Consider the following 26364-nt stretch of genomic DNA (forward strand, 5'->3'; position numbering starts at 1 on the left):
TATCAGATCCTTGCGGTTCCGATTTTCGCCGGTGCGTTTCGGCCTTTCGGCTTCTTCGCGATTCCAACCTTACCAGATCCGCTTCGCGTTTCCGGCCCCCTGTCGGGCGGGGTTGCTTTCCGGTCCGGCCCTTCCAGGCTTTCCCTTCCGGCGTTTCCGACTTTACCAGATCCTCGTCCGCGTCCTGCTTCTCGAAAGTCGCAGTCAGTTCGGACTTTGTTTCCGGTGGCCTTTGGATTGGCCTCTGCCTTTCGGTTGTCTTTCGACTTCCTTTCGGCGACTCCGACGCTATCAGATTTCTCTGGGTCGGATTTCCGACCCCTCGCGGAGCCGGGTCGCCCGGGCGGTCCCGTAGAACGCCAGGCGTTCCCGGTTCCCCTCAGGCGGAGCCGTAAACGTACTGGAGCGGGGCTCCTGGATGCAAATCCGGGCGCCCCGCTCCGTACGCGCTTCCGACGGGTCGTCAGACCTCCACGACGACCGGCAGGATCATCGGCCGGCGACGGTAGTTGTCCGACACCCACTTGCCCACGCAGCGGCGTACGAGCTGCTGCACCTGGTGCGGCTCCATGACGCCGTCCTGGGCCGACTTGGCGAGCGCCTCGTCGATCTTCGGCAGGACGCCGTTGAAGTCGGCATCGTCGATGCCGGAACCGCGGGCCTGGATGTGCGGCCCACCGGTGATCTTGCCCGTGGTGCTGTCGACCACGACGAAGACGGAGATGATGCCCTCGTCACCGAGGATGCGGCGGTCCTTCAGGGCGCTCTCCGTGACGTCACCGACCGAGAGGCCGTCGACGTACACGTAACCCGCCTGGACCTTGCCGGTGATCCGCGCAACGCCGTCGACCAGGTCGACGACCACGCCGTCCTCGGCGATGACGATGTGGTCCTTGGGCACGCCGGTGAGCGCACCCAGCTCGGCGTTGGCCCGCAGGTGGCGCCATTCGCCGTGCACCGGCATCAGGTTCTTCGGCTTGCAGATGTTGTAGAAGTACAGCAGCTCGCCGGCCGAGGCATGGCCCGAGACGTGCACCTTGGCGTTGCCCTTGTGGACAACGTTGGCGCCCCATCGGGTGAGTCCGTTGATCACGCGGTAGACGGCGTTCTCGTTGCCCGGGATGAGCGAGGACGCCAGGATCACCGTGTCGCCCTGGACGATCCGGATCTGGTGATCGCGGTTGGCCATCCGGGACAGGGCCGCCATCGGCTCGCCCTGCGAGCCCGTGCAGACCAGCACGATCTCCTCGTCCGGGAGGTCGTCGAGGGTCTTCACGTCCACGACGAGCCCGGCGGGCACGTTCAGGTAGCCCAGGTCACGGGCGATGCCCATGTTGCGGACCATCGAGCGGCCGACGAAGGCGACGCGACGCCCGTACTCGTGCGCCGCGTCGCAGATCTGCTGGATGCGGTGCACGTGGCTGGCGAAGCTCGCCACGATGATGCGCTTCTGGGCGGTCGCGAAGACCTGGCGCAGCACGTTGGAGATGTCGCGCTCGGGCGGGACGAACCCCGGGACCTCGGCGTTCGTGGAGTCCGACAGGAGGAGGTCGATGCCCTCCTCGCCGAGCTTGGCGAACGTGGGGAGGTCGGTGAGCCGGCGGTCCAGCGGGAGCTGGTCCATCTTGAAGTCACCCGTGTGGACGACCATGCCCGCAGGGGTGCGGATGGCGACCGCGAGGGCGTCCGGGATGGAGTGGTTGACCGCGACGAATTCGCAGTCGAAGGGGCCGAGACGCTCGCGCTCGCCTTCGGCGACCTCCAGCGTGTAGGGCCGGATGCGGTGCTCCTGGAGCTTCGCCTCGATGAGGGCGAGGGTCAGCTTGGAGCCGATCAGCGGGATGTCCGGCTTCTCGCGCAGCAGGTAGGGGACCGCACCGATGTGGTCCTCGTGGCCGTGCGTGAGCACGATGCCCTCGATGTCGTCGAGGCGGTCCCTGATGGACGAGAAATCCGGCAGGATCAGGTCGATTCCGGGCTGCTCCTCCTCGGGGAAGAGCACTCCGCAGTCGACGATCAGCAGCCGGCCGTTGTACTCGAAGACGGTCATGTTGCGGCCGATCTCTCCGAGGCCGCCCAGGGGGGTGACGCGCAGGCCGCCCTCGGGGAGCTTCGGCGGCGCGCCGAGTTCGGGATGCGGATGACTCAAAAGACTCTCCTCACCACACGCGCCACGGGCCTCTGAGGCACGTGGCGCGCATGACATTCGTGCACTTGCTGTTGTGGCTGTGGTGTTCTTCTGCAGCTGTGACGACCTCACCGGGCCGCGCGAGCCGTATTCAGTTGTGAAGTCCGGTGTTACAGGTGTACCCCGCCGGCGGCGAGATCGACCTTGAGCTGGTCCGTCTCCTCGGGCGAGAGGTCGACCAGCGGGAGCCGCAGCGGCCCGCCGGGGAGGCCCTGGAGGCTGAGCGCAGCCTTGGTCGTGATGACGCCCTGGGTGCGGAACATGCCGGTGAAGACCGGCAGCAGCTTCTGGTGGATCTCCTTCGCCTTCGTGACGTCGCCGGTCACGTGGGCTTCGAGGAGCGCACGCAGCTCGGGCGTCACGACGTGGCTGACGACCGAGACGAAGCCGATGGCGCCGACCGAGAGCAGCGGGAGGTTCAGCATGTCGTCACCGCTGTACCAGGCGAGGCCGGAGCGGGCGATGGCCCAGCTGGCGCGGCCGAGGTCGCCCTTGGCGTCCTTGTTGGCGACGATGCGGGGATGCTCGGCGAGCCGGACGAGGGTCTCGGTGTTGATCGGCACGCCACTGCGGCCGGGGATGTCGTAGAGCATGACCGGCAGGTCGGTGGCGTCCGCAATCGCGCTGAAGTGCCGGAAGAGACCTTCCTGCGGCGGCTTGCTGTAGTAAGGCGTCACCGCGAGGAGGCCGTGCGCACCGGCGTCCTGGGCGGCGCGGGCCAGCTCCAGGCTGTGGCGGGTGTCGTTCGTGCCGGCTCCGGCGACCACGAAGGCGCGGTCTCCCACCGCTTCGACCACGGCCCTGACCAGCTGGGCTTTCTCCGCATCGCTGGTGGTCGGGGACTCTCCCGTGGTGCCGTTGACGACGAGACCGTCGTTGCCGGCGTCCACCAGGTGGGCGGCGAGCCGCTGCGCGCCGTCGAGGTCGAGAGCGCCATCCGCCGTGAAAGGCGTGACCATGGCGGTCAGTACCCGCCCGAAGGGGGTCTGCGGTGTGGAAGTCGGAGCCATGGGTCCCACGCTACTCGTAGCTCACCGCTGGTTGCGCCCCTGGGGAGGCCGGGATGTGGACCCGGCACTGCCTGCTCGGGGGTTCAGGCAGTGCCGGATCCGTGTGTTCAGCGTAGAGGAATTCCTCAAAACGCCGCAATACGGACACCTTCTCCTGAGGCCCTTCCGCCGGGCCACGGAGATCGCCCTCGCGCGACTTACGGAGCGACCCGTCCGTTGGCGTTGAAGGCGGCGTACGTGAGCGGCATGAGCTTGGCCCAGTGGGCCTCCATCTGCTCGCCGACCATCTCGATCTCGCGCTGCGGGAAGGACGGCACCTTCGCCTGCTCGTGCTGGGTGCGCAGACCCAGGAAGTGCATCAGGGAGCGGGCGTTGCAGGTGGCGTACATGGAGGAGAAGAGGCCCACGGGCAGGACCGAACGGGCGACCTCGCGGGCGACGCCGGCCGCCAGCATCTCCTGGTACGCCGCGTACGCCTGGCGGTAGGAGTCCTCCATCGTCCGGGTGGTCAGCTCGTGCTGCGCCTCGGTGCCCTCGACGAACTCGTACTTGCCGGGGCGGCCCTGCTGGACGAGCTTGCGGTCGGTCGCGGGGACGTAGAAGACCGGCTCCAGCTGCCGGTAGCGGCCGGACTCCTCGTTGTACGACCAGCCCACGCGGTGCCGCATGAACTCGCGGAACACGAAGATCGGGGCGCTGATGAAGAAGGTCATGCTGTTGTGCTCGAACGGGCTGCCGTGCCGGTCGCGCATCAGGTAGTTGATCAGACCCTTGGAGCGCTCGGGGTCCTTCTGCAGCTCCTCCAGGGACTGCTCACCGGCGGTGGAGACCCGCGCGGCCCACAGGACGTCGCTGTCGCCGGCGGCGTGCTTGACCAGCTCGACCGTCACCTCGCTCCGGAATGCGGGGGCTGCGCTCTCGGCGCTGTCGGCGGGGGTGTGGGACACCGGCGGTTCCTTCCGTTCGTACATCGGGCGGCCATACATCGCGCCGCGGCGGGCACCCGTCCGTCTGCCGGGGCGCGCGCACCGCTCATCGCTGGGGCGCGCCCAGCCTACGGCCCGACGCTGACAACCCCGGATATGCGGTGGGATGCGACGTGATGCGACAAAAAGGACCCCCCGGTGCGCACTGCCCGACCCCCAGTTGATATTTTTCACAGAAGTCACGGAAAACGGGCACGCATCGAGTGCCAGTGACGTCTAACCATGTGACACTGCCCACTTCGAGGTTCCTAGGAGAGCCCGCTCATGTTCCGCCGGCGAGAGCCCGTCCCGTTCGCCTTTGTCGCCGAGGCAGACCGGTTCCGCAGCAATGTCACTCCCCCGCCGCGTCAGCGGGCGAGCCGTTCCCAGATCTTCGGCCGCACGCTGCTGGGGCTCACCGTCGCCGCCGGCCTGACCGGTTCCCTGCTGTTCGGCGTGCCCGCCCTGCAGCAGGACACGGTCGGTGGCCCGAATACGACCCACCAATCCGAGGCCGCGCACGGCCGCTGAGCCGTGTCCGCGTTACGCCGTTCGGGCGGGCAGCCCGGCGGACCGGCGCAGGACTGGTTCCGGCCGTCCTGGTGCCGCTAGCCTCACCGGTCACAGCTTTCGACCGGGTGCCCGTGCGTCATGCGGGCCGTGAGTGAGGATCCGCCGTGCCCCTGCCCTTCCTGACGGCCGACCGCGACCTCGACGGGGATGCCGGAGACCCGGTGCCCCTCCCGCACAACGAGCGTGACCGCTGGCGCCGTCCCTACCGCCCCGGACCGTGGCGGGTGGGGACGGCGGCCGTGCTTCTGCTGCTGGCCTCGTTCGTCCTGCTGTCCGCACTGATCATCGGGCTGGCCGGGGCGCCGGTCGGCGCGGTGGTGTGCGTGGCCGTGGCGGTCGTGATCGTCGTGGCCGCGCTGCGGCTGCTGCGGGTCGGCATCTGGGTGAGCGCCGCCGGGCTGCGCCAGGTGCGGCTGGTACGGACGACGACGCTCCCGTGGAGCGCGGTCACCTCGGTCCGTACGGTGCAGCAGCCGGTGCGCTGGCTGGGCCTGCCGCGGACGGTGCAGGGCCAGGCGCTGCTGATCGGCGGCCCGGGCGACGTCGAGCCGCGCACGCTCGTCACCGATCACAACGGCGACTTCCTGACCCGGCCCGGCGCGTTCAACCGGGCGGCGGACATGGTGGCGGCCTGGGCGGCGGAGCAGCACGGCTGACGGCCGCGGCACGCGCGCACACGCGAGCTGCCGGCTTCGGGCTGCCCCGCGCGTACATATGGGAAGCGCATACGCACGGGAAGCGCGTACACACGGGAAGCGCGTACACACGGGAAGCGCGTACACACGGGAAGCGCGTACACACGGGAAGCGCGTACACACGGGAACGGGGCGCGAGCCGAAAAGCTCGCGCCCCGTTCCCGTACCGATGCCCGATCGGATACCGATGCGCGGTCGGACGTGCCGTACCGCTCGTGGCGCCGTACGCGCCTGCGTCACGCCGCCCGGACCGGCTTCCCGTCGTGCAGCGCGATGGCCCGCTGCATGGCCTTGCGGGCGCGCGGCGTGTCCCGCGCGTCGTGGTAGGCGATCGCCAGCCGGAACCACGCCCGCCAGTCCTCCGGCGCCGCCTCGGCCTCGGCCCGCCGCCGTTCGAAGACCTCGTCGGCGGCGTCCCGGTCGACGCGGCCGCTCGGCGTCCGCTTCAGCTCGTCCACGGGCAACCCGCCCTCGGCCTCCAGCTCCTTCGCCAGCAGCCCGGCCTTCCGGGCGAACTGGGTGGTGTGCCAGAGGAACCACGCCCCGATCAGCGGCAGGACGAGAACCGCGATCCCGAAGGCGACGGTGACCGGGGTGCCCTGCTGGATGAGCAGGACGCCCCGCTCGCCGACCAGGACGAAGTAGACGACCAGGACCGCCGCGAGGACGAAGTAAGTGATCTTTGCGCGCACTGTACGTACTGCCCTATTGCCGGCTGACCGTCAGGCCAGGTCGAGGAAGTTCTCCAGGCCCATGGTCAGGCCGGGAGTGGTCACCACGCGCCGCGCGCCGAGCAGGATGCCCGGCATGAAGCTGGAGTGGTGCAGGGAGTCGTGCCGGATGGTGAGGGTCTCGCCCTCGCCGCCGAGCAGCACCTCCTGGTGCGCCAGCAGACCGCGCAGCCGTACGGAGTGCACCGGCACGCCGGCCACGTCCGCGCCGCGGGCACCGTCCAGCGCGGTGACGGTGGCGTCCGGCGCCGGCGCGCAGCCGGCCTTCTCGCGCGCGTCGGCGATGAGCTGAGCGGTGCGGGCCGCCGTACCGGACGGGGCGTCGGCCTTGTTCGGGTGGTGCAGCTCGACGACCTCGACGGACTCGAAGAAGCGGGCCGCCTGCTGCGCGAACTGCATGGTCAGCACCGCGCCGATCGAGAAGTTCGGCGCGATCAGCACGCCGGTCCGCGGCGACGCGTCCAGCCAGGAGCGCAGCTGCGCGAGGCGCTCGTCGCTCCACCCGGTGGTGCCGACCACCCCGTGGATGCCGTTGCGCACGCAGAATTCGAGGTTGCCCATGACGGCGTCGGGGTTCGTCAGCTCGACCGCGACCTGGGCGCCGGCCTCGACCAGCGTCTCCAGCTGGTCGCCGCGGCCCAGCGCCGCGACCAGCTCCATGTCCTCGGCGGCCTCGACCGCCTTGACGGCCTCGGAGCCGATCCGGCCCTTGGCGCCGATCACAGCCACACGCAGCTTGCTCATCGTCCTTGCTTCCTTCGGTTCGGGGCGCGGTCGTACGCGACCATTCTCCGGCCTTGTACGACCGCACTCGGGCCTCGTACGAACGCATTCGGGCCTCATAACGACCGCACGCGGACCTCGTACGACCACGACCGCATTCTCCGGCCGTACGACCACGGCGCCACGGACGGCGGTGAGGGCCGTCCGGGCCCCACCGTCGTGCGTGCTTACGCCACCACTTCGTGCAGCCGCGTGCTTACGCCACCACTTCGTGCAACCGTGCCGCCTGCCGGTCCTTCAGCGGGCCGATGACGGACAGCGAAGGACGCTGCCCCAGTACATCGCGCGCGACCTCGCGCACCTCGTCCGGGGTGACGGCCGCTATCCGGGCGAGCATGTCGTCCACCGACATCTGGTCGCCCCAGCACAGCTCGCTCTTGCCGATGCGGTTCATGAGCGCGCCGGTGTCCTCCAGGCCGAGGACCGTGGAGCCGCGCAGCTGCCCGATGGCCCGCTCGACCTCGTCGTCGGCCAGCCCGTGCTCGGCGACGTCGTCCAGCTGGTCGCGGCAGATCTTCAGCACGTCGTGCACCTGACTCGGGCGACAGCCCGCGTACACCCCGAAGAGCCCGCAGTCCGCGAAGCCCGAGGTGTAGGAGTACACGCTGTAGGCCAGGCCGCGCTTCTCCCGTACCTCCTGGAAGAGGCGGGAGCTCATGCCGCCGCCGAGGGCGGTGTTCAGTACGCCCATGGCCCAGCGCCGCTCGTCGGTGCGCGGCATGCCGGGCATGCCGAGGATGACGTGCGCCTGCTCGGTCCGGCGGCCCAGCAGCTCCACGCGGCCCGCCGTGCGGATGGCCTTCGTGCCACCCCGGGGGGCCATCGGCACCGCGTCCGTACGGTCCAGCGCGCCGGCCCGCTCGAAGGCGCGGCGGACCTGGCGGACGACCTTGGCGTGGTCGACGTTGCCGGCCGCGGTGACGACCAGGCGGGTCGGGTCGTAGTGCTTCTTGTAGAAGCGGCGGATGCGGCTCGAATTCAGCGCGTTGACCGTGTCGACGGTGCCGAGCACCGGGCGGCCCAGCGGGCCGTCCCCGAGCATCGTGTGCGCGAACAGGTCGTGCACGCAGTCGCCCGGGTCGTCGTCCGTCATGGCGATCTCTTCGAGGATCGCCCCGCGCTCGACGTCGACGTCCTCCTCGCGGATCAGCGACCCGGTGAGCATGTCGCAGACCACGTCGATGGCCAGCGGCAGGTCGGCGTCGAGCACCCGCGCGTAGTAGCAGGTGTACTCCTTCGCGGTGAAGGCGTTCATCTCCCCGCCGACCGCGTCGATCGCGGCGGAGATGTCCAGCGCGCTGCGCCGCTCCGTGCCCTTGAAGAGCAGGTGCTCCAGGTAGTGGGTGGCGCCGTTCAGCGCCGGTGTCTCGTCCCGGGAGCCGACGTTCGCCCAGATACCGAAGGTCACCGACCGTACGGACGGCAGGGTCTCGGTGACGACGCGCAGGCCACCGGGGAGGACGGTCCTGCGGACCGTGCCCGCGCCGCCCTCGCCCTTCAGAAGCGTTTGGGTACGGGCGACGGCCCGCCCCTCCGAAGAGGTGCGGGCCGTCGTCCGAGAAGTACGGGACGTCACTTGGCGGCGTCGTCCTTCTTCGCCTCGTCGCCTTCCTCGCCCTCGATCACGGGGATCAGGGAGAGCTTGCCGCGCTGGTCGATCTCGGCGATCTCGACCTGCACCTTGGCGCCGACCGCGAGCACGTCCTCGACGTTCTCCACGCGCTTGCCACCGGCGAGCTTGCGGATCTGCGAGATGTGCAGCAGACCGTCCTTGCCCGGCAGCAGGGAGACGAACGCACCGAAGGTCGTCGTCTTCACGACGGTGCCCAGGTAGCGCTCGCCGACCTCCGGCATGGTCGGGTTGGCGATGCCGTTGATCGTCGTACGGGCGGCCTCGGCGGCCGGGCCGTCGGCGGCACCGATGTAGATGGTGCCGTCGTCCTCGATCGTGATGTCGGCGCCGGTGTCCTCCTGGATCTGGTTGATCATCTTGCCCTTGGGGCCGATGACCTCACCGATCTTGTCCACCGGAATCTTGACGGTGATGATCCGCGGCGCGTTCGGGGACATCTCGTCCGGAACGTCGATCGCCTCGTTCATCACGTCCAGGATGTGCAGACGCGCGTCACGGGCCTGCTTCAGGGCCGCGGCCAGCACCGACGCCGGAATACCGTCCAGCTTGGTGTCGAGCTGCAGGGCGGTGACGAACTGCTTCGTACCGGCGACCTTGAAGTCCATGTCGCCGAACGCGTCCTCCGCACCGAGGATGTCGGTGAGGGTGACGTAGTGCGTCTCGCCGTCGATCTCCTGCGAGATCAGACCCATGGCGATACCGGCGACCGGCGCCTTCAGCGGCACACCCGCGTTGAGCAGCGACATCGTCGACGCGCACACGGAGCCCATGGAGGTCGAACCGTTGGAGCCGAGGGCCTCGGACACCTGACGGATCGCGTAGGGGAACTCCTCGCGGGTCGGCAGCACGGGCACGATCGCCCGCTCGGCCAGCGCGCCGTGGCCGATCTCGCGGCGCTTCGGCGAACCCACGCGGCCGGTCTCACCGGTGGAGTACGGCGGGAAGTTGTAGTTGTGCATGTAGCGCTTGCGCGTCACCGGCGACAGCGTGTCCAGCTGCTGCTCCATGCGGAGCATGTTCAGCGTGGTGACGCCCAGGATCTGGGTCTCGCCGCGCTCGAACAGCGCCGAGCCGTGCACGCGCGGGATGGCCTCGACCTCGGCGGCCAGCGTACGGATGTCGGTGACACCGCGGCCGTCGATGCGCTTCTTCTCGCGGATGACGCGCTCGCGGACCAGGGTCTTGGTCAGCGAACGGTACGCGGCCGAGATCTCCTTCTCGCGACCCTCGAACTCCGGCAGCAGCTTCTCGGCGGCCAGCGCCTTGACGCGGTCCAGCTCGGACTCGCGCTCCTGCTTGCCGGCGATGGTCAGGGCCTGGGCGAGCTCGCCCTTGACGGCCTTGGTCAGCGCCTCCAGGACGTCGTCCTGGTAGTCGAGGAAGATCGGGAACTCACCGGTCGGCTTGGCGGCCTTGGCGGCGAGGTCCGACTGGGCCTTGCACAGCACCTTGATGAAGGGCTTCGCGGCCTCCAGACCGGCGGCGACGACCTCCTCGGTCGGCGCCTCGGCGCCGCCCTTGACCAGCTGGATGGTCTTCTCGGTGGCCTCGGCCTCGACCATCATGATCGCGACGTCGCCGTCGGGCAGGACACGGCCGGCGACGACCATGTCGAAGACGGCGTCCTCCAGCTCGGTGTGGGTCGGGAAGGCGACCCACTGACCGTTGATCAGCGCGACACGCGTGCCACCGATCGGGCCCGAGAAGGGCAGACCCGCCAGCTGCGTCGAGCAGGAAGCAGCATTGATGGCCACCACGTCGTACAGGTGGTCGGGGTTGAGCGCCATGATCGTCTCGACGATCTGGATCTCGTTCCGCAGGCCCTTCTTGAAGGAGGGGCGCAGCGGGCGGTCGATCAGGCGGCAGGTGAGGATCGCGTCCTCGGAGGGCCGGCCCTCACGACGGAAAAACGAGCCGGGGATCTTACCGGCCGAGTACATCCGCTCCTCGACGTCCACGGTCAGCGGGAAGAAGTCCAGCTGGTCCTTGGGGTTCTTCGAAGCGGTGGTGGCCGACAGCACCATGGTGTCGTCGTCCAGGTACGCCACGGCGGAGCCGGCGGCCTGCTTGGCCAGGCGGCCCGTCTCGAAGCGGATGGTGCGGGTGCCGAAGGAGCCGTTGTCGATGACGGCCTCGGCGTAGTGGGTCTCGTTCTCCACCAGGAATATCTCCTCGTCTGCGTCCGCTGCCCGTCTGGCAGGGGACCGTCTGCGACCCACTGCCCGTGTGGCAGCGGATCATGGGTGGTGGAGCGCCTGTGCGGGCCGGTCTTCGATCGAAGCACCCGGTGTGTGGCGGCCCTGGGGCCTGCGCGACACCGGAGGCCACTACCGAGGACCGGCGGCTGATGGGCGCCCCACCTCTTTCGCGTTTCGCTGTTGCGTTTGTTGCGTTGTCTGCGTGGCACGCCGCTCGCTGCGGAGCACGGCGCGCCGGCCACGGCGCGTGGTAGTTGCTGCGCCGTCGGTATGGCGTTGTGGGACCAGACTACAAAGCTTCCGGCCACCAGGGGGTGGCAGAACGCTCCGGTGTCCGGCACGTACGGGTACTTGCCCCGTACTTTTCCCGCGTACGGCAAAGGGAGCGGCCCCCGTCCCGGGAACCGCTCCCTGCACGCCGTCTTACTTGGCGCCCGCCGCACCACGGCGGATGCCGAGGCGCTCCACCAGCTGGCGGAAGCGGGTGATGTCCTTCTTCGCCAGGTACTGCAGCAGGCGGCGACGCTGGCCGACCAGCAGCAGCAGACCACGGCGGGAGTGGTGGTCGTGCTTGTGGGTCTTGAGGTGCTCGGTCAGGTCCGAGATCCGACGGGAGAGCAGCGCGACCTGAACCTCGGGGGAACCGGTGTCACCCTCCTTGGTGCCGAACTCGGTCATGATCTGCTTCTTCGTAGCGGCGTCGAGCGACACGCGGTACTCCTTGAGATTCCTCTGAGCCCCACCGAGCGCCTCTGGTCTACTTCACAGAGGAGCTTCGATTACTCGGTTGGGCGTAGCCAGGGTAGCAGGGGACGCCGAGTGGTCGTGACCGGGCGTAGCCACCCACCCCGCACCGGGACCCGCCACGACCCCGCCACGCCACTGCCCTGCACCCCGCGCAACCCGCGTCAGAAGACGGGCATGGCGGTGAGGGTACCTGCTTGGAGGAGGAAGACGCGGTTGTCGGCGGTGGCGAGGTGCCAGTCACCCCTCGTGCCGGGGGTGTAGCTCCAGGCCACGGATCCGCCGCGGGTGTCGACGGCCGCCACGGTGTCCTGCTCCCTGCCGGTACTCGCCACCCAGACTCCGTGCCCCACCACGACCGGCGGGGCGGTCGAGAGCGCGAGACCGTCCAGCGGCAACGTCCACTCCTCCGTCCCGTCCGAGGCGCGACGGACCGAGAGGTCGGTGCCGTCGGCGAGGTACAGCACGCCTCCCCGCACGGTGGGCGCGCCGCTGCCGTGTTCGCCGTTCACCGGCTGCGACCACTTCCGTGCGCCGTCCGCCGCCCCGTACGCCGTCAGACTGCGCCCGCCGACGTACACCGTGCCGTCGGCCACGGCCGGCGTCAGTGCGCGTCCGCCCTGCTCCTTCGGTCCCCACACGGTCCGCCCGCGCTCCTTCTCGAGCGCGGCCAGCTTTCCGTCGGAACCGTGCAGCACCAGCCGCTGCGCCACGACCGCCGCCCCCAGGGCGTGCTTCTCGGCGCCCACCGGGCAGGCGACGGTCCACCGCACGGTGTGCGCGTCCGGATCGACCGCCCGGATGCTCCCGTCCCGCGTGAGGACGTACACCGAGTCGTCATCCCTGGCGAGCAGACGTGCCGCAGCGGCTCCCCGGACCTGCCAGGCGCGCTTGCCGTCCGTCGCGCCCACCGCCAACAGCGAGCCGTCCGGCGCTGCGGTCAGCAGCTGGCCGTCGTCGGGCGTGCTCAGCACCCCGGCCGCGGTCGCGGCGGGCGGCGAGGTCCAGCGGCGCTTGCCGTCGGTGACGCCGTACGCATGCAGCGCACCGCCCGGCGCTGCGACCACAAGAAGGTCACGTACCACTCGCATCATCGGCGCCTCGGCCGCGGCGGCGTCGACCGGCCCCCAGAGCGGCTCGGGCACGGTGTTCTGCGTGTAGGTGGACAGCGGTCGGGCCTCCCATGGCTGCGGCCCCGCGCTCCCGCCGCCCCGCAGCGCCCACCACACGGCGGCGCCCCCGCCCGCGGCCAGCACCGTGCCCCCGGCCGCGACGGCCCTGAGTACCCGTCGCCGCGAAGGTCCGGCCCCCGCCTCGTCCGGCAGGCCGGGTATCTCCGCCAGCTGCCGGGCGTCCGCCTCCCGCCGGGCGATCTCGTCGGCGACCGGACCACGCCGCCAGGGCAGCTCACTGCGGCGCGGTGGCGCGAGCACCTGTACGACCGCCTCGGGGGTGGGCCGGGCCGCGGGATCCTTCGCGAGGCACTGCTGGACGAGGCCACGCAACCCCTCGGGAACCGAACCGAGCTCCGGCTCGCCGTGCACGACCTCGTACTGCACGGCCGCCACATGCCCGCCCTCGAAGGCGCGCCGCCCGCTCGCCGCGTACGCGAGCACGGCACCGAGTGCGAAGACGTCGCCGGCCGGGCCGGTACGCCGACCCAGTACCTGCTCAGGCGCACCGTAACCAGGGGTGGCGGGGGCTTCTCCGGCGGAGGTGAGCGTCAACCCGTGCTCGGGCCGGGCGATACCGAAGTCGATGACCCGCGGACCGCCGGAGGTGAGCACGATGTTCGGCGGCTTGATGTCCCGGTGGACCAGCCCCGCGGTGTGGATGTCCGCGAGGGTCCGGGCGAGGGCGGCGCACAGCACCCGCACGGCCGCCTCCGGGAGCGGCCCGAACCGCTCCACGGCCTCGTCGAGCGTCGGGCCGGCCAGGAACTCCGACGCGATCCACTGCCGCCCGCCCTCGGTCTGCGCCCCGAGCACCCGCGCGACGCCCTTGCCGGTGACCGCCCGGGCGGCCTGCGCCTCCCGCAGGAACCGCTGCGCCATCTCCGCGTCGTGCGCCAGCTCGGGCCGGAGCACCTTGACCGCCACGGGCGTCCCCCGCTGGTCCCGCCCCAGGTAGACCTTGCCCATGCCGCCGACTCCGAGTACGCCGAGAAGGCGGTAGGGGCCGAGACGCAGGGGGTCGCCGGTGGAGAGGGGGTGCATGGGGTGGGCTCCTGGAGGTGGAAATATCGGGGGCAGTCGGTCGAGGGCGGGTCATTCAAGGGGGATGGCGCAGACGGTGCTGTCGGTGGACATCAGGAGCCGGCCCGCTCGGGGCAGGGCCGTCATCCATGTAGTGCTGCCGTCGGTGGCGTTCGGCCCCTGGAAGTACCAGGCGGTCCTGTGGGTGTGCAGGTCGACCGCCATCGCCCACTGCCCGCTGTCGGGTTTCGCGTAGAGGTAGGTCTTTCCGACCGCGATCTCCGCGTCGCGCGTCGGCAGCGGGCCGTTCCCCTTCTCCTGCTTCCAGCGCTGTTCTCCGGTGGCGGCGTCCAGGGCCACCATGCCGACATCCCGGCGAGCGCAGTACAAGGTGTCGCCCTGCAGCGCCGGAGTGCCGTACTCGCGCAGCTCCACCAGGGAGGTCGAGGCGGGCGCCTTGCTCTTGCGGCCGCGGCTCCAGTCGGTCTTCCCGTCGCTGAGCCGCACGGCCTGCAGTACCTGACCGCTGAGGTAGAGATGCTTCCCGGAGAGGACGGGCCGGCCTGCGTCGGCGTTCGCCTCCCCACCGGACAGCGTGCGCTTCCAGACCGGTCGGCCGTCGCGGACGTCCACCAAGCCGATACGCGCTCCGGCCATGACGACCACGTGCCGGTCGTCGGCGAACACGGTCCGCTGCGACGCACCGCTGACGGTCCGTCGCCACAGCACTCGACCGCTGTGCTTGTCATAGGCGATACGCAACGCGTCCTTGTCCCGTGGGCACTCGATAAGGACGACGTCCTTGCCCACCGCTGTGATACGGGCACTCTCCGGGTGGTCCTTAATCCGCGCGATCGGGTCACCGAAGCTGCCGGTCTCCGGATCCAGCGGAGCGAGCTGCGCCTCTGCGGAGTCCAGGGCGAGCAGCCGCTTCCCGTCGCGGGCGACCGTGTTGCTGTAGACGCTGTTGTTGCTGCCCCGCTCCTCACCGGTCCGCGCGTCCACGCAGCGCAGGCCCTCATCGGTCGTGATCGCCACATAGTCGCCGACGCCGATGGGCGAGGCGTCGATCGCCATGAAACCCGCCGTGACCTTCCAGGAGAGCTTCGGCGGGGTGCCCGGCCGTCGGCCCGCCGACTGCTGCGCGCCACCAGACGGCCCCGACTCCCCGGCACGGAACAAGGCAATGCCGCCGGCGGTTCCGGCGGCGAGCACACCGGCTCCGGCTCCGATCAGCCGCCGGCGCGACAGCAGTCCGCTTCGTGCGGGAGACACAGCAGCAGCCGTCTCCGCTCCCCCGTCGGCCGGCGCGGGCAGCCGCCTCGGCCGGATCTCCCACACCGCCGCGCTGCGCTGCGCGATGTCGGCGAGCACAGCGGCCGGCAGCCGGTCGGCGAAGTGTGCGCCCCCGTCGCCGTTCCCCTCGTCGAGGAGCCGGCCGAGCTCCTCCGCGCCCGGTCGCTCCGCCGGGTCCTTGGCCAGGCACCGTTCGAGTACGGACTGCAGCGTGGCCGGTACGGCGGTCAGGTCGGGTTCGGCGTACCGGACCCGGTAGAGCATGTCGGCGGCCTGCCCGTTGCCGAAGGGAGGCCGCCCGGTGGCCGCGAACACGAGCACGCCCGCCAGCGCGAACACGTCCCCCGCCGGCGTGTGTTCCTGGGCCGTCGCCTGCTCGGGCGACATGAAGGCAGGGGTACCGGCCGTGGCCCCCGTACGGGTCAGCCGGACGTCGCCGGCAGCCCGGGCGATGCCGAAGTCGATGACCTTCGGGCCGGTCGCGGTGAGCAGGATGTTGGACGGCTTCAGGTCGCGGTGCACCACGTCGGAGCGGTGCAGTTGGGCGAGCGCCGTACACAGTGCGCCGCCCAGTGCCCGTACCGCGTCGTCGGGCAGCGGTCCGCACAGCGCGACGGCATCGTCGAGCGGCGGCCCGAGGACGTACTCGGTGGCGAGCCAGGGCGTGGTGGCCAGCGGATCGGCGTCGACGACCTGCGCACCGTACTGCCCGCCGATGACCCGCGCGGCATCGACCTCCAGCCGGAACCGGGTACGGAATTCCGTCTCATCGGCCAGCGCTGCGTGCATCGTCTTCAGCGCGACGGTCCGTCCCCCGGGCGAGCGTCCGAGGTAGACGGTGCCCATACCGCCACCGCCCAGCCGGGCGACGAGTGTGTAGGACCCCAGGCGCGCCGGGTCGTCGTGAGTCAGGGGAGAAGGCATGGATCAGTCCACCGGCAGGGCGTAGAGGGCTTTGCCGTGCTGCACCAGGGTCATACCGGGTGCCGAGCCGGCGAGGTAGGCGGGGCCGCCGGCGTCCTGCCCGGAGCCGGTCAGCGCGAGCCGCCAGCGGACGGAGCCGTCCGCCGTGTCCAGCGCCTCGATCTCCGAGCCGTTGCTCTGCAGGACGGTACGGCCGGAGTGGCTCAGCACGGTCGTGGTCCACGGCGCGTTCGCCAGATGCTTGCGCGTCCGCCGCCGCCAGCGGCGCTCTCCGCTGCGCATGTCGACGGCGTAGGTCGTTCCGTCTTCGTCCGTCGCGTAGAGCGTGCCCTGTCGCGCGGCGACGGAGCCCTTCGGGATACGTGCGCCGAGGGGGAGCTTCCATCGGTCGCTGCGTTTGCGGGGGTCCCAGCCGTGGGCCGCCTTCGCGCCGGTGTACACAAGGAGATCACCGGCTGCCAACAGGGTGCCGTCGTCGGTGGCCTCCCAGTCCTTGAACTCGTACGTGCTGCCCGGCTTGCCGTTGTCGCGGCGGAACGCTTGGTAGAGCTTCGGATCATCGAACGACCGCTGAAAGCTGTCGCTGGGCAGCAGGATGCGGTCCCCGGTCAGCAGGGGTGGGCTGTCGAAATCATCAACGCGCCTGAACTGCTCGGGAATTGGGGTGTGCCAGGTCTCCTTGCGTCGCTTGATGTCATAGCCGACCAGCGTGGTGTTATCGCTGTCGTAGTCATGATCACCAGAACCGATCATCACGTACCAGAGCGCGTTTCCCTCGGTTGCCACCAGAAGGCCTTGCAGGGGCTTCTCGTCACCGTTGCGGTCCGTCTCCTTCCACAGGATGCGGCCGGTGCGGAGGGAGAAGAACGTGAGTTCGCTGTAATCGGCCAACGCGACCGTGCCGTCGCCGAGCACCTTCATCGGCGAGTAGGGAAGCAGGTCGCTCCGGCTCCACAGCTGCTTGCCGGTGCGCAGATCCAGGGCGCTGGTGCCTGCGTCGTCGGAGGTGATGAGCACGATCCTCCCACGCCATGCCTCACTGATCCCGACATCGCCCCCCAGCTCGTGGCGCCAAAGGGGCGCGGGGGCCGCACCGCGGGAGTACAAGGGTCTGCGTCCACTCGACGGTGTGCCCGCCACTGCGCGGGCCACGGCTGCGCCACCACCTCCCAGCACCAGACCGGCCGCGCCGATACCGAGTGTGGTGAGCAGCAGCCTGCGGAACCCGTCCACCGGTGCGGGCACGGGCGCGGCCGGTGCGGTGGCAGTCAGGTCCGTCGCACTCTGCTCGGAATGTGCGCGCACCTGCTCCGCGAGGGCCTGCGTCACCGACGCCGGAAGTACACCCGCGTCCGCCGCGGCGGCCAGGTCATGTGCCAGCACCGTCGGATGCGGGCGCTGCGCCGGGTCTTCCTGCAAGCACGCGGCTATCGGGCCGCGCAGCGGCTCGGGCAGCGCTGCCGGTTCCACCGTGGCCCGTCCGGTAGCCGCATAGGCCAGCAACGCCCCGAGGGCGTAGACGTCACCCAACGGTCGAGGACGACCGCCGGAACGCTGTTCCGGTGGCAGTGTGAACGGGTCGAGGCCCGGTACGCCTCCGCGGTCCACACCGTCGAGAGTGGCTGTCCGCACCAGTCCGTATCCGCACAGCCGTGGGCCGTACGGAGTGAGCAGAACTGCATCGCGGGAGATCCCGGCGTGCACCAGCCCGTTGGCGTGTGCACGGGCCAACGTATCGGCCAGCGCCACCCCCATCGCCTGCACGGTGCCGGTGGGCAGCGGCCCGCCATGGGCCGCGAGCGCGGCGGGGAGCGGCAGCGCGGGGAAGCAGTCGTAGGCGACCCAGGGCGGCTCGGCGCCCGGCGGTGCCACCCCGGCGACGGGCGCGACGTACGGGCCGGCCAGCCGGCGGGAGTTGGCCGCCTCCGCCCGGAAACGGACACCGTAGGCGCTGTCCCGCGCCGCCTCCGCCACCGGCAGCATGACGGTGTGGATGCGTCCCGAGCCCTCTTCCCGCGCGAGGACGTGCCGCACGGCCCCGGCGTCCCCGGGGACCGTGCAGTCCTGCAGGGTGCGGTACGCACCGTCGAGCCCCGCGGTCTCCCCGTGCGCCATACCAGCGGGTTCCCTTCTTCCTCGCGTCGACCGGGCCCGTCCGGCTGACGGGCCGCTGTGCACTCTCGATTCCGGCATCAGGCCGCCGGTAGCGCGTAGATGCTGCGCCCGCTGGCCACCACGACCAGGTCGTCCGTGAGCGCGACCTTCCGGCGCAACGGGCCGCCCGGCTGTCCGTCACCGTTCAGGAGGTCGGCGAAGCGCCATGTCAGGCGGCCGCTGCGGGCGTCCAGCGCGTCGACTTCGTAGTCGTTGGCCATGACGAGCAGTTCGCCGGAGGGGTCGGCCAGCAGATCCGGTGGCGGGACGTCCGGCCACTCGGGCCGGACCAAGCCGTAGCTCTGCTTCCACTCCCTCCCCCCGTCAGCCGCCCTGATCGCGTGCACCGAGTTGCTGCCGTCCGCCGCGTAGACGATGCCGTGTCGCACGGACACGGGCCCGAACGCGGCGACCGTGCCCTTCCACGACGACGTCTTCTCGGCGCGGACCGACCATGCGGCGCGGCCGCCCTTGCGCACGTCATATCCCCGCAGGTATGTGCCGGCGGCGACGATCAGCATGCCGCCGGTCACGGTAGCCGCCGCTCCCGCCTTCGCGTCGCGGTACGTCACGGCATCGCGTGCGGCACCGTCACCGCGATCGAGGATCACCGAGCGCAGCGCACCGCTACCGCCCCGCTTCCCCTCTCCTGCCAGCACGACCAGTCCGTCCTTCGTCACCGCGCCCCGGACGTACTCGGCCTCCAGCGGCGTGCGCCACAACTCCTCGCGCCGTCCGACGTCGTACGCGACGACGACCCGGTCACCGGAGGAGGGCGTCGCCGCGAACCACACGGTGCTGTCGTCCACCGCCAGCAACCGGTCGAACGGGGTGCGGCCGTCCTTCGCGTACGCCTTGTCCTGCCAGGCGACCTCGCCCGTCCGGCCGTCCAGGGCAGTGAAGGAGGCCCCCGGGACGAGGACCAGGTCGTCACCGACCCCCACCGCGGGGCCCGTGGGCCGCACCGCGTTCCGCGTCCACAGCTGTTCGCCGGTCCGCAGGTCGAGGCCGTAGGCGGCCGTGCGGCCCGTGACGACGGCCACCTGCTGCCGCCAGATGTACGGGGCCTGACGCGCCGTCTCCTTGAGGTCGAGACGCCAATGCGGCCGCGGCGGCGCGCCTTCGATGCGGCGGCGGGTGCGGTGGGCGGCGGCCAGGCGCTCGGCGGTGGTGGGCTTGTACTCGGCGGGCGCGGTCGCGGCCCACACGGCACCGCCACCGACGGCGAGCCCGGCAACACCCGCGGCCGACCCCAGGAGGAGGGCGCGCCGGGACGGGGCCCGACCGGCTGCCGTGGGCGAGTCCGTACCGGCGCCGGCCGCAGCAGCCACCGTCGAGCCGGCCTCGCCCGCGGTGTGTGCCCCCTCGTCGCCCGCGCCCATGGAAGCGTCCAACTGCGTACCGGGATGACCGTCGACGTCCGACGTCATCTCCTGGCGCGGCGTCGGCAGGCCCTCCGTCGCGACGGCCTCGTCCCCCACCGCTTCCACCTCAGCGGCCAGCACCGCCGCCGACTGCGTCGCGAGGCCGGCGATGACCCGGCCCGGCAGCCAGCCAGGCCTCAGCAGGCCCGCCGCCAACCCGGAGCCGGTATCGACACTGGTTGCCACGGGCACACTCCCGCCCGCCGACTGCCGCGCGCCGGCAACCAGTGCCCGCAGCACCTCCTGAGCCTGCGGGCGGTGGCCGGGGTCGGCGGCCAGGCAGGACGCGAGGAGCTCTCGCAATTCAGCCGGGACCGCCTCCGGAGCGGGCCGTGGCTGCCCCGTGGCGGCGTACGCGAGCACCGCCGCGAGCGCGTAGACGTCTCCCAACGGCCTCGGCCGGCCGCCGGCCACCTGCTCGGGCGGGAGGAACACAGCACCGATTCCCGGGAGTCCGGTACGCGGTACACCGTCCGGCCCCGCCGCACGGACATCCCCGAAACCGGTGAGTCGCGGCCCGTCACCGGCCACGAGCACAGCCCCCGGGGCGACACTGGCGTGCGCATGCCCTGCGGCGTGCAGCGCCGCAAGTGTCTCGGCCAGCGCGGCGCCCAGCGCGCGGACGGTGTGCTGGGGCAGCGGTCCCCCGCTCACGTCCAGCACCGTCGGCAGTGGGAGAACAGGCAGGTACGGCGCCACGTGCCAGGAAGGCAGCGGCACACCGGCCCCGCCCACGATCTCCTCGACCGGCCAAACCCACGGCAGCCGGTGTTCCTGCCGCAACCGGCGGACGCCCTCCGCCTCCACCGTGAACCGCGCACCGTACTTCGGATCCTTCACCACCTCGGCGGACGGCACGGTGATCACAACCGTCCGCCGGCCGCCCGCACTCCGCGCCACATACCGCCGCCCGGCCACCGGCACCACCGGCGCCTCCGCGTCGAGCCGCCCGACGACGTGGTACGGCCCCAACTGCCGCGGGTCGTCCAGACGCAGCGGCTCCATGGTGTTCCTCCCCCGAGAACCATCGGATTCGCCGGCCGATGGCCTCCTGCTTCCACTTGGTGTCTGCCACGGCATCCGGCCGCGGTGCCGGCACCCCAGCCGCATCATGGGCTGGGACGAGCGCGGCGGTCGCTCCCCCGCCTCGACGTGCCCGATCGGTTCGGCTACGGGTTGCCCGTGAGACCACGAACCGTGGCGTAGACGTCGAGCACCGCCAGTGCCAGCGGGATGAGCGCGAGCAGCAGGGCGCTCTCCGCCAGATCCCCGAACCTTGCCCAGAAGGGTGTCAGTCCCTTCTTCGGGATGATCAGCGCGATGCCCGTGAGCAGAGCCGCCCCGGCAGCGATGGAGACCGTCAGCCACAGTGTGCGGATGCCGATCGGTCCCCGGTCGTGCTCGCTGAGGGACAGCAGGAGGTCGGCCGGGAGGTTGAGAGCAAGACCCGAGACGAGCAGTGCGAGTGCGGCGAGTCCTGCCGTGAGGGTGCAGGCGACCTGAACGGTGTAGCGGAAAAGACGCGCGCGGAGAAGCATGGCCAGGCCCGCCACCAGCGTCAGCAATTGGCCCCACGCCGAATCCGAGAATCCGAGTACGGCGGCGGAGAACACGACGACCACACAGCAGCCGCCCACCAGGCCCAGCAGGAGTTCGTGTCCGCGCCGGGCTTGTGCCGCGATCTGTTCGGCGTCGATGGGCTCGCTTCCGCCCCGGTCGGCATCGGCAGAGTCCCGTCCGATGGCGCTGCGCGGAGGGGCGTACCCGATCGGCAGTCGGGCGACCCGGGTGGACAGGCCGGGCAGGAAGGCGATGGCTCCGATGGCTCCGGTGAGGGCGACGGCCGCCGTTCCGCTCGGGCTCGCCCCGGTGAGGATCTGACAGAAGCTCGCCAAGGTACCGACCGCAGCGGCGAAAACCACGGAGACGAACGGAGCGTCACCCGCCGGCATGGCGGCCGTCATGATGACGAAGACGATCAGGACCGCGGCACAGCCGAGGAGGAACTGGAGCCTGCCGAACCCCTCACCGGCGTCCGGCGCGAGGACACCTCCGCCGGCGAGCAGAACGTGCGGGATCGCGGACAGTCCGAGAGCGACGGCAGAGGCCGGGTCGTCGTAGACCCGGGCACGTGCGATGGCCAGGGCCGCAAGGAGCAAGCCTGCGGCACCTGCGATGATTCCAGGAAGCCCGCGCATGTCGTGCCGTACGGGATCGGCGAACCAGAGGACGCCGGCCATCAGGAAGAGCAGTACCGCTCCACCGATCAAGCCGAAGGCGTGGAGGAACCGGCCGTCCCACAGAGTCCGGTCCCGTGACACGGCGGATGCCACCGCATCGGACACATCGTCATACACGGCCGGCGGCAGTGACTCGGCAAAGGGACGCAGCGACAGCAGGTCACCGTCCAGCACTCGCTGCGCCGCAAGTGAGCGAGCGCCGTCAAGGACGGTGCCGTCACGCCGCACCAAGTAATAACCCGTCGGGGCGCCTTCCGGAGTTACCTGCCCGGTCAGCCGAAGCAGTTCTGGATACAGGTCGGCGATACAGATGTCATCCGGAAGGGCTACATCGATCCGGCCGTCGGGCGCGACGACCGTAACTCGACAGAAGCCGGTCGTAGTAGTCGAAATCACCTAATGCGGCCTCTCCTTGGCACTCGCTCTCACTGCGAGCCGTCACCCTACCCGCCGCGCAATACGCGACGGACCCGTAGGATCATCCGTCGGGTGATTCAAGCGCCGCCACGGGGGCGCCGGTATCCGCTGTTAACCACCCCATGCCTAGGGATTGATACGCCGGTGAGTCAGATCGTCGTGAAACGTCCGCCTCGGGCATTTCCGCCCGAAGTAGCCGTGGATGAGCTGCGCCTGGAACCCCCTCCCGAACTCCCGCGCGGACAGCAGGACGGCATGGCCATGCAGCTGTTGCCGATGCTGGGCATGGGCTCGTCCGTGGTGTTCTTCTTCGTTCCGACCGCACCGCCGTTCATGCGGATCATGGGTGTTCTGATGCTCATGTCGACGGCGGCGATGACGATCGCGCAGATCGTCCGCCATCGCAAAGGCACGCAGGGCGAAGAGGCACAAGCACGCCGCGATTACCTCAAATACCTGGCACAGACGCGTCGGCAGGTCCGGCGTACAGCACGGGCTCAGCGAGATGCTCAGTTCTATGTGCATCCGCATCCCGACCAATTGTGGGCACTGGTCGCAGAAGGCAGCCGACTGTGGGAACGGCGGGTCTCGGACGACGACTTCGGACAGGTCCGGATCGGGCTGGGGCCGCAGCAATTGTGGACACCACTGGTGGCGCCGGACACGGCCCCTGTGGAAGAGCTGGAACCGCTGTGCGCGGGGGCCATGCAGCGATTCCTGGCTTCACACAGTTCGCTCGACAACTTGCCCATGGCCATATCTCTGCGTGCCTTCTACCACCTGACCGTATCCGGCGAACCGGAGTCGGTTCTGGGAGCCGCACGGTCAATGGTGGCCGGCCTCGTCGCGTTGCATTCTCCCGACGACCTCATGGTCGCCGTCGTGACGGCACCCAGCGCAGCCGCGGACTGGGACTGGATCAAGTGGCTGCCCCACGCGCAAATCCCGGGAACGACGGACGGCGCAGGCACGAAGCGTCTGTTCAGCGATGATCTCGGTGAAATCGAGGAACTTCTCGACAACCGGTTGGAGGGTCGTTCCCGATTCAACCGGGACGCCCAACCGGTGCTGGAGCAGCCGCACCTGATCGTTGTCCTGGACGAAGGAGCTGTGCCACCGGACGCTCTCCTCGCCTCTCCCGAGGGACTTCAGGGCGTCACCGTGCTCGAGATCGTGCGCGGTGAGCTCGGTTCCGCGCGCGGCGGCCTTTCCCTCGTCGTGCACCCCGGCCGGCTGCAGGTGGAGTCGGCATCCGCCGTCTACGAGGGAGTCCCCGACTCCCTTTCCCTGCCGGCCGCCGAGGCGTTGGGCCGGCAGCTCGCGCCGCTTCGTGTGAGCACCGCCAGCGACGACGAGGAACCACTCCTCTCCAACCTCGAATTCACCGACCTGCTGGGGCTCGGGGACGCGGCATCAGTGGGCCCCGCCACGACCTGGCGGCCCAGACCGACGGCAGAGCGCCTCCGTGTACCCATCGGAGTCGGCGAAAACGGCGCACCCGTGATGCTCGACCTCAAGGAAGCAGCGCAGGAGGGCATGGGGCCCCACGGCCTGTGTGTGGGAGCAACCGGATCGGGCAAGTCCGAGCTCCTGCGCACCCTGGTCCTCGGCCTCGCCGTCACCCATTCATCCGAAAGCCTGAATTTCGTACTCGCCGACTTCAAAGGCGGCGCGACCTTCACCGGTATGGCGGAGCTGCCGCACGTAGCTGCCGTCATCACCAACCTCGCCGACGACCTGACGCTCGTCGACCGCATGCGGGACTCCATCACGGGTGAACTGCAACGCCGTCAGGAACTGCTGCGTTCCGCCGGCAACTACGCGAACGTTCACGACTACGAGAAGGCCCGGGCGGCGGGTGCCGCGCTGGAGCCCCTGGCCTCGCTCGTCATCGTCATCGACGAGTTCAGTGAGCTCCTCACCGCGAAGCCCGACTTCATCGAGATGTTCATCCAGATCGGTCGTATCGGCCGCTCGCTCGGTGTCCACCTGTTGCTGGCATCCCAGCGTCTGGAAGAGGGCCGGCTGCGAGGCCTGGACACCTACCTCTCGTACCGCATCGGTCTGCGCACCTTCTCCGCCGCCGAATCACGTACCGCCATCGGCGTCCCCGACGCCTACCACCTGCCATCCGTTCCGGGCTCCGGCTACCTGAAGTTCGGCACCGAGGAGATGGTGCGCTTCAAAGCTGCCTACGTCTCCGGCACCTACCGGGCCGCCAGCCCCGCCAGCTCGGCCGGCGGCTCCATTCCTACCGACAGACGGCCGACGCTGTTCACTGCGGCACCCGTGCCGGTGCACTACATGGAGCCGGAGCCGGACGCCTCCCTCACCAGCCCGGCGCCCCAGGACGACGCCCTTGCCGACACCGTCCTCGACGTCATCGTGCGAGGTCTCGAAGGGCAGGGTCCGGCCGCGCATCAGGTCTGGCTCCCGCCGCTCACCGAATCGCCGTCGCTGGACCAGCTCCTGCCGCCTCTTGCGGCATCGGCCGAGCGCGGTGTGCATGCCCCGGCATTCACGGCCTCGGGCAAGCTGTGCGTACCGCTCGGCCTCGTGGACAAACCATTCGAGCAGAAGCGCGACGTCCTCTACCGGGACTTCTCCGGCGCAGCCGGCCACATGCTGGTCGTCGGCGGCCCCCGCTCCGGCAAGTCCACCTTCCTCCGCTCACTCATCGGCGGATTCGCCCTGACCCATACACCGCACGAAGTGCAGTTCTACGGCTTGGACTTCGGTGGCGGCGGAATGGTCGCGATCGAGGGGCTCCCGCATGTGGGCGGCGTCGCGTCCCGTCTCGACGCCGAGAAGGTGCGCCGCACCGTCGCCGAGGTCGCAGGCATTCTGAACCGACGCGAGGAGTTCTTCCGCGACCACGGCATCGATTCCATCGGCACCTATCGTCAACTCCGCGCCAAGGGACAACTGCCCGACGAAGCATGGGGCGACGTCTTCCTCGTCCTCGATGGGTGGCAGGCCTTCAAGACCGACTACGAGGCCCTCGAACCGATCGTAACGGACATCGCCGCCCGCGGACTCGGCCTGGGTGTCCATCTGATCATCACGGTCTCCCGCTACATGGAGATGCGGCCCTCGCTCAAGGATCAAATCCTCAGCCGCCTGGAACTGCGGCTCGGCGACCCCATGGACTCCGAACTCGACCGCAAAATTGCCAAGAACGTCCCCGTTGGCGCTCCGGGCCGGGGCCTGACGGAAGAGAAACTGCACTACCTGGGTAGCCTTCCCCGTCTCGACGCCTCCTCCGGCACCGAAGACCTTCCCGAGGCGACGGCCGCCTTCGTCAAGGCGATCACCGACAACTGGCCCGGACCACACGCGCCTCAGGTACGCATGCTCCCCCGGACCCTCAGTGTCCGGGAACTGCCGCCGGGCAACGCTGCGCCTCAGCACGGCATCGCCATCGGTCTCGACGAGATGAATCTGCAGCCGGTCTTCGTCAACTTCGACACCGACCCGCTCTTCGCCATCTACGGCGAGACGGAATCCGGGAAGACGGCCCTGCTCCGTCTCCTCATCAAGCAGCTCACCGAGCGGTACACGCCGGAAGAGGCGCTCTTCATCGTCGGTGACTACCGCCGCAGCCTGCTCGAATGCGTACCCGAGCCCTACCTCGTCGGGTACGGCACCGCGCACGAAGCGTTCGAGAAGTACGTCACCGACATGAACACCCTCATCACCAGTCGTATCCCAGGGCCGGACGTCACACCGCAGCAGCTCCGCGACCGCAGCTGGTGGCGCGGCCCCCGCGCGTTCATCGTCGTGGACGACTACGACCTGGTGGCCACGTCATCCAGCAACCCGATGGCCCAACTCGTCGACAGCCTCCCTTACACCCGGGACGCCGGCGTCAACATCATCGTGGCCCGCAGCACGGCCGGCGCCGGCCGCTCCTCGTACGAGCCATTCATCCAACGCTTCACGGAACTGGGCGCCCAAGGCGTCATCCTGTCCGGCTCCCCCAACGAGGGCGAACTCCTCGGCGGCGTCAAGGCCCGACCCCTCCCCCCGGGCCGAGGAATCTATGTCACTCGGCGCCATGGGGCTTCGCTGATTCAGACGGGGTGGGTTCCGGATGAACGCTGAGGATTGTGGAGAACACTGGCGTGAGCGGGCCTCGCCTCTCGGCGAGGCCAAGCCGCCTCTCTTCAGTGCATCCCTACTAGCTGGGATCCT

Annotated in this window: 16 protein-coding genes; 3 read left to right on the forward strand and 13 right to left on the reverse strand. The window is 70.0% G+C overall.

The annotated features are described in order from the left end of the window. Positions 1–463: 463 nt before the first annotated feature. From IF20_RS33865 to thyX, 3 genes are all read right to left on the reverse strand, one after another. Positions 464–2149 carry a ribonuclease J gene (locus IF20_RS33865; protein ID WP_052869273.1) on the reverse strand — a complete coding sequence of 562 codons (1686 nt, stop codon included), beginning with the start codon at positions 2147–2149 and terminating at the stop codon, positions 464–466. 149 nt (positions 2150–2298) lie between these two features. Then, positions 2299–3198 (reverse strand): 4-hydroxy-tetrahydrodipicolinate synthase, encoded by a 900-nt coding sequence (gene dapA / locus IF20_RS33870; protein WP_052869274.1) that lies wholly within the window; start codon positions 3196–3198, stop codon positions 2299–2301. 197 nt (positions 3199–3395) lie between these two features. Further along, positions 3396–4145, reverse strand: coding sequence for an FAD-dependent thymidylate synthase (gene thyX / locus IF20_RS33875; RefSeq protein WP_052869313.1), 750 nt, complete (start codon positions 4143–4145; stop codon positions 3396–3398). 303 nt (positions 4146–4448) lie between these two features. Here thyX and IF20_RS33880 point away from each other — a divergent pair, with 303 nt between their 5' ends. Both IF20_RS33880 and IF20_RS33885 read left to right on the forward strand, forming a co-directional pair. Beyond that, complete coding sequence (locus IF20_RS33880; RefSeq protein ID WP_052869275.1) at positions 4449–4694, forward strand: hypothetical protein; 246 nt, start codon at positions 4449–4451, stop codon at positions 4692–4694. 146 nt (positions 4695–4840) lie between these two features. After that, positions 4841–5392, forward strand: a complete 552-nt coding sequence (locus IF20_RS33885) for a PH domain-containing protein (protein ID WP_052869276.1) — start codon at positions 4841–4843, stop codon at positions 5390–5392. Between the two features lie 275 nt (positions 5393–5667). On the opposite strand, the gene IF20_RS33890 is transcribed toward IF20_RS33885, so the two are convergent. From IF20_RS33890 to eccD, 10 genes are all read right to left on the reverse strand, one after another. Continuing rightward, on the reverse strand, positions 5668–6123 hold the full coding sequence (locus IF20_RS33890; RefSeq protein ID WP_052869277.1) for a tetratricopeptide repeat protein: 456 nt from the start codon (positions 6121–6123) through the stop codon (positions 5668–5670). A 30-nt stretch (positions 6124–6153) separates the two neighbouring features. Further along, positions 6154–6906: a 4-hydroxy-tetrahydrodipicolinate reductase gene (gene dapB / locus IF20_RS33895; RefSeq protein WP_052869278.1), complete on the reverse strand. Its 753-nt coding sequence runs from the start codon at positions 6904–6906 to the stop codon at positions 6154–6156. A 235-nt stretch (positions 6907–7141) separates the two neighbouring features. Then, positions 7142–8521 carry a M16 family metallopeptidase gene (locus tag IF20_RS33900; RefSeq protein ID WP_052869279.1) on the reverse strand — a complete coding sequence of 460 codons (1380 nt, stop codon included), beginning with the start codon at positions 8519–8521 and terminating at the stop codon, positions 7142–7144. Next, positions 8518–10737 (reverse strand): polyribonucleotide nucleotidyltransferase, encoded by a 2220-nt coding sequence (locus IF20_RS33905; protein WP_052869280.1) that lies wholly within the window; start codon positions 10735–10737, stop codon positions 8518–8520. The genes IF20_RS33900 and IF20_RS33905 overlap by 4 nt, the downstream gene beginning before the upstream one ends. 462 nt (positions 10738–11199) lie before the next feature. Next, positions 11200–11487 carry a 30S ribosomal protein S15 gene (rpsO, locus tag IF20_RS33910; protein WP_052869281.1) on the reverse strand — a complete coding sequence of 96 codons (288 nt, stop codon included), beginning with the start codon at positions 11485–11487 and terminating at the stop codon, positions 11200–11202. Positions 11488–11684: 197 nt separating this feature from the next. After that, entirely contained in the window at positions 11685–13736 is a 2052-nt protein-coding gene (locus tag IF20_RS33915) for a serine/threonine-protein kinase (protein WP_052869282.1), read from the reverse strand. Between the two features lie 51 nt (positions 13737–13787). After that, a complete protein-coding gene (locus IF20_RS33920; protein WP_052869283.1) occupies positions 13788–15935 on the reverse strand; it encodes a protein kinase domain-containing protein in 2148 nt (715 codons plus the stop codon). 3 nt (positions 15936–15938) lie between these two features. Further along, positions 15939–18050: an outer membrane protein assembly factor BamB family protein gene (locus IF20_RS33925; protein ID WP_052869284.1), complete on the reverse strand. Its 2112-nt coding sequence runs from the start codon at positions 18048–18050 to the stop codon at positions 15939–15941. Positions 18051–18127: 77 nt separating this feature from the next. Next, positions 18128–20518: an outer membrane protein assembly factor BamB family protein gene (locus tag IF20_RS38575; protein ID WP_110944810.1), complete on the reverse strand. Its 2391-nt coding sequence runs from the start codon at positions 20516–20518 to the stop codon at positions 18128–18130. Positions 20519–20682: 164 nt separating this feature from the next. Beyond that, a complete protein-coding gene (eccD, locus tag IF20_RS33935) occupies positions 20683–22149 on the reverse strand; it encodes a type VII secretion integral membrane protein EccD (protein ID WP_052869285.1) in 1467 nt (488 codons plus the stop codon). 165 nt (positions 22150–22314) lie between these two features. On the opposite strand from eccD, the gene eccCa reads away from it, so the two are divergent. Continuing rightward, the gene (gene eccCa / locus IF20_RS33940; RefSeq protein WP_052869286.1) at positions 22315–26274 is read left to right on the forward strand and encodes a type VII secretion protein EccCa; all 3960 of its coding nucleotides are present in this window, start codon (positions 22315–22317) and stop codon (positions 26272–26274) included. Positions 26275–26364 lie beyond the last annotated feature (90 nt).

Origin of the sequence: Streptomyces niger (assembly GCF_000718305.1) — a bacterium.
Classification (GTDB): Bacteria; Actinomycetota; Actinomycetes; order Streptomycetales; family Streptomycetaceae; genus Streptomyces; species Streptomyces niger.

Bases quoted from the DNA above. Each gene is read 5' to 3' on its own strand.
- dapA (WP_052869274.1), bottom strand. From the start codon at position 3,198: ATGGCTCCGACTTCCACACCGCAGACCCCCTTCGGGCGGGTACTGACC.
- IF20_RS33880 (WP_052869275.1), top strand. From the start codon at position 4,449: ATGTTCCGCCGGCGAGAGCCCGTCCCGTTCGCCTTTGTCGCCGAGGCA.
- dapB (WP_052869278.1), bottom strand. From the start codon at position 6,906: ATGAGCAAGCTGCGTGTGGCTGTGATCGGCGCCAAGGGCCGGATCGGC.
- IF20_RS33915 (WP_052869282.1), bottom strand. From the start codon at position 13,736: ATGCACCCCCTCTCCACCGGCGACCCCCTGCGTCTCGGCCCCTACCGC.
- IF20_RS33920 (WP_052869283.1), bottom strand. From the start codon at position 15,935: ATGCCTTCTCCCCTGACTCACGACGACCCGGCGCGCCTGGGGTCCTAC.
- IF20_RS33925 (WP_052869284.1), bottom strand. From the start codon at position 18,050: ATGGCGCACGGGGAGACCGCGGGGCTCGACGGTGCGTACCGCACCCTG.
- IF20_RS38575 (WP_110944810.1), bottom strand. From the start codon at position 20,518: ATGGAGCCGCTGCGTCTGGACGACCCGCGGCAGTTGGGGCCGTACCAC.